The organism is Pseudomonas sp. PH1b, from assembly GCF_000633395.1.
Taxonomy (GTDB): domain Bacteria; phylum Pseudomonadota; class Gammaproteobacteria; order Pseudomonadales; family Pseudomonadaceae; genus Aquipseudomonas.
The window spans coordinates 1-3,643 of record NZ_AYMU01000058.1; the positions used below are offsets into that span (position 1 = coordinate 1).

Genomic DNA, 3,643 nt, shown 5'->3' on the forward strand with positions numbered 1-3,643 from the left:
CACCGGCCGGAATTCGGCAGCAACATCCATCTCTACATCGACTGGCCTGTCAACCGCGTTACTCCGCACCTGGTGCGCGAAGCGGTTGATTCGATTCGCCAATGGGAACCACGGGTTTCCGTCGTCCAGGTGCAAGTGACCATTGAGGGCTCGCAAGTGACTCTGCGGGTTCAATGGCGTGTTGCGGCTGGTGTCACCCAGTTGACCGAGGTGCCCTATGCGCGAGCTGCCTAAACCGGTATTCGTCGAGAGCGATCCGGCCGCCAACGAAGCGGACTTGATTGCTCGATACGAGGGCAAGACAGGAAAAACCCTGTACCCCGCGCAAGTGGAGCGACTGTTTATAGACCAGGTCGCCTATGCCCAGACGCGCCTGCAGTTGGCTATCCAGAGCGCTGGCGAGCAGCTCCTGGTACGTTATGCCAAGGCCCCCATACTCGATTACCTGGGCGAATTGGTGGCGACCCCAAGGCTGTTGGCCGTTCCCGCCCGTTGTTCCCTGCAGTTCCGTATGCCGACCGCCGTGCAGCAGTCTCTGCTGATACCTGCAGGCACTCGCGTCAGCACCCAGGACGCCAAGCTTTCCTTCCTGACAGACCAGGATGCCCTCATACCGACCGGGCAAACACAGACCAGCGTGACAGCGACCTGTTTGACTCCCGGTGTCCTGGGCAACGGGTGGGCTGTCGGCCAGATCAGCAGCATTGCCAACCCACCTGCAGCCGGTCTGATCGCCACCAACACCAGCGTCACTGCAGACGGCGCAGAGGACGAGGACGATGACCGCTATCGCGAGCGGATCATTCTTGCCCCGGAGGCATTCAGCAATGCGGGCAGCCGTGGCGCGTATCGCTACCACGCGCTGGCAGTGCATCAGTCCATCATCGATGTGGCCGTGCATGGGCCAGACGAAGGCCAGCCGGATGGGCACGTGGCCTTGTTTCCGCTGACCAATACCGGCTTGCCCTCAGTTGACCTGCTTCAGCGCGTCAAGAGTCAGGTGAGTGGCGAGAAAGTACGTCCGCTGTGCGACACGGTGCATGCCTATGCACCCACTCAGGTCGCCTACGAGATCAAGGCCCGTATCACGTTCTATGACTCGGCTAGTCGTGAAGGGGCTATGAAGGTGGCTCAAGCTGCAGCGCAAGCCTATGCCGTTGAAAGACGAGCAGGCCTTGGGCGTGATCTTGTCCAGGAGCAACTCACCGCTCTGCTGCAAGTGAATGGTGTGTATCGAGCAGACGTTGAGCTTCCGAGCGCTGTACGCGAGCTGCAGGGGCACGAGTGGGCAAACTGCACCTCTATCCAACTGTTGGATGCAGGTTTCGTCTATGGCTAGCCATCAACTTCCGCCAGCACTGGCGGGTGATGAGCGTTTTGCAGTGCTCTGCGAATTGCTCGACGAAACGCTGGAGGGGCTCGACCTCAATGCCATGTTGGTTTACCTGGTCGACTTGGTTAAACCCGCATTGCTGCCAAATCTGGCGGATCAGTTTTCCCTGCTCGATGAGGCGGCCTGGCAACTGGCAGAGTCCGACGAGACCAAGCGCAACCTGGTCAAGAACGCCGCCCAGCTGCATCGATACAAGGGCACCCCCTGGGCTGTGCGAGAGGTTATCCGCTTACTTGGCTTCGGCGAGGTAACCCTCCAGGAAGGGATGAACAACCGCCGGCGTGATGGATCGATCACCCGAAATGGCGGCTACGTCCATGGCGATCCCTCGGCTTGGGCCCTTTATCGCGTTGTGCTTCAACGCGCCATAACCAACGACCAGGCCGCGCTCCTGCGCCGCCTCCTTCTTTCTGTAGCCCCGGCACGCTGTCGCTTGGTGTCACTCGACTATCAGGCTGTCGCGATCCGGCACAACGGCGTTGCACGCCGCGATGGCTCATACAACCATGGGAGTAGCTAATGGCCGATCTACCTGAGATTGCTGAGTGGACAGCTGGCATCTATCAACTCGAAACGTCAGACCCGGTCCTGGCCGGTCCTGACGGCATTGATAACCTGCAGGCCAAACAGCTTGCAAACCGTACGCGCTGGCTAAAGGACAAAACTGATTCGCAGGGTGCTTCCCTTGCCGGTAAAGCCAGCAAGGCGACCACCCTGGCTGGCTACGGCATCACTGATGCGTTCACCAAACCCGAGGCCACTTCGGCTATCCAGCAGGCAATAGCGAGTCTGGTGGCATCGTCACCTGCCGCACTCGACACGCTGAAAGAGCTGGCTGACGCGCTGGGCAATGATCCGAACTTCGCCACCACGATGACAAATGCGCTAGCTGGTAAAGCAGGCAAGGCAACCACTCTGGGCGGCTATGGCATTACTGATGCTTTCACAAAGCCCGAAACCACCTCGGCTATTCAGCAAGCGATAGCAAGTCTGGTGGCATCATCACCGGCCGCGCTCGACACATTGAAAGAGCTGGCAGATGCGCTGGGCAATGATCCGAATTTTGCAACCACTATGACCAATGCCTTGGCAGGAAAGGCCGAAAAAGCCACAACTCTTGCAGGTTATGGCATTAACAACGCTTACACAAAGGACGAAGCGAATAATAAATTTATGGCCCCGCTTGGCTTCCCCCCTGTACAGCAAGGCACAGGCATAGGCCAAACGAGCAGCGCGATTAAGATTGGTTGGTCAGCAGGTGGGCAGCTCAAGGCGACTGCTGATGCAACCGACCTCGGGCATTTTTGGATGTCGCACAACTTTAACCCTGCTAGCAAGGCCGACGCTTCCGCCGTCGCTCAGGCTACCGAAGCCGCACGCGGTACCGTGATGCTTGCGGGCTTTGCTGACGTCAATGTCGGTGATGGTTTTAAGGCTATGACCGCCAACATGTTCATGAACTTCAGCCTCGGTTTCAGGCAAGTATGGAGGGACATGCTTGGGTCGCGCGCTGCAGGTGTCGGGTACGTAAACAGCACTGGCAAACCTATCATGGTAAGTGTCATTTCTAGCACTAATGACAGAGGTCTGTATCTCGTTGTCGATAACGTCACAGTTTCAAAACAGGGGCAGGATGGCGGGACAGGTAGTGATTACAACTGTGTTCAAGCTGTAGTCGCGCCAGGGTCCACGTATGCGGTTGGTTTTCTGGGCGGCGCAACAATCTCGCACTGGTCTGAGCTGAGGGCTTAAAAGTTGGAATACTTTATTGACGAAAAAAACGGGGCACTTTTCGCATATGACGATGCGGATGCTGCAGAAGAGTTTGCCCCCAAACACCTGAAGCCAATCTCTGAGCAAAGGGCCAAAATCCTCATCGAAGCGCTTAACAAGCCCTTGCCTATATCGATGACCGTTAAGGAGCGCGAATGGCGCGACGCTGAGCTGACAGCTGTTATGTGGCTGCGTGAGCGGCATCGGGATCAACTTGAGATTGAAGCCCCTGCAACGCTGACAGGTGAGCAGTACAAGGAGCTGCTTGTGTACATGCAAGCCTTGCGTGACTGGCCGCAATCAACAAACTTCCCCGATATCCAGCAACGTCCAAGTTCTCCGACCTGGGTAGCAGGGCAGATTGAGTAGTGATGTATTTGGACTTCCAGCGTCAGCAATTCCATTGCAGCAGGTGCAAGGATTTCCGAAGAAGTTTATCTCAATTCAGGTTGTGGTTTTTTCGCGCGCGGCATCAGC

General features: G+C 57.1%; 5 protein-coding genes. All 5 read left to right on the top strand.

Annotated elements, in window-relative coordinates; all coding sequences use genetic code 11:
* A partial coding sequence (locus tag U873_RS0133395; RefSeq protein WP_025132372.1) for a GPW/gp25 family protein occupies positions 1–234 on the top strand: 234 nt, incomplete at its 5' end.
* Complete coding sequence (locus tag U873_RS0133400; protein WP_025132373.1) at positions 218–1,339, top strand: baseplate J/gp47 family protein; 1,122 nt, start codon at positions 218–220, stop codon at positions 1,337–1,339. The genes U873_RS0133395 and U873_RS0133400, both read left to right, overlap by 17 nt.
* Positions 1,332–1,913 carry a phage tail protein gene (locus U873_RS0133405; RefSeq protein ID WP_025132374.1) on the top strand — a complete coding sequence of 194 codons (582 nt, stop codon included), beginning with the start codon at positions 1,332–1,334 and terminating at the stop codon, positions 1,911–1,913. Before U873_RS0133400 ends, U873_RS0133405 begins: the two co-directional genes overlap by 8 nt.
* Positions 1,913–3,145, top strand: a complete 1,233-nt coding sequence (locus U873_RS34845) for a hypothetical protein (protein WP_025132375.1) — start codon at positions 1,913–1,915, stop codon at positions 3,143–3,145. The genes U873_RS0133405 and U873_RS34845 overlap by 1 nt, the downstream gene beginning before the upstream one ends.
* Before the next feature lie 3 nt (positions 3,146–3,148).
* Entirely contained in the window at positions 3,149–3,535 is a 387-nt protein-coding gene (locus U873_RS0133415; RefSeq protein ID WP_025132376.1) for a phage tail assembly chaperone, read from the top strand.
* Positions 3,536–3,643: the final 108 nt, after the last annotated feature.

What these genes read in the sequence shown, in the direction of transcription:
- U873_RS34845 (WP_025132375.1), top strand. Translation starts at nt 1,913, where the DNA reads ATGGCCGATCTACCTGAGATTGCTGAGTGGACAGCTGGCATCTATCAA.
- U873_RS0133400 (WP_025132373.1), top strand. Translation starts at nt 218, where the DNA reads ATGCGCGAGCTGCCTAAACCGGTATTCGTCGAGAGCGATCCGGCCGCC.
- U873_RS0133405 (WP_025132374.1), top strand. Translation starts at nt 1,332, where the DNA reads ATGGCTAGCCATCAACTTCCGCCAGCACTGGCGGGTGATGAGCGTTTT.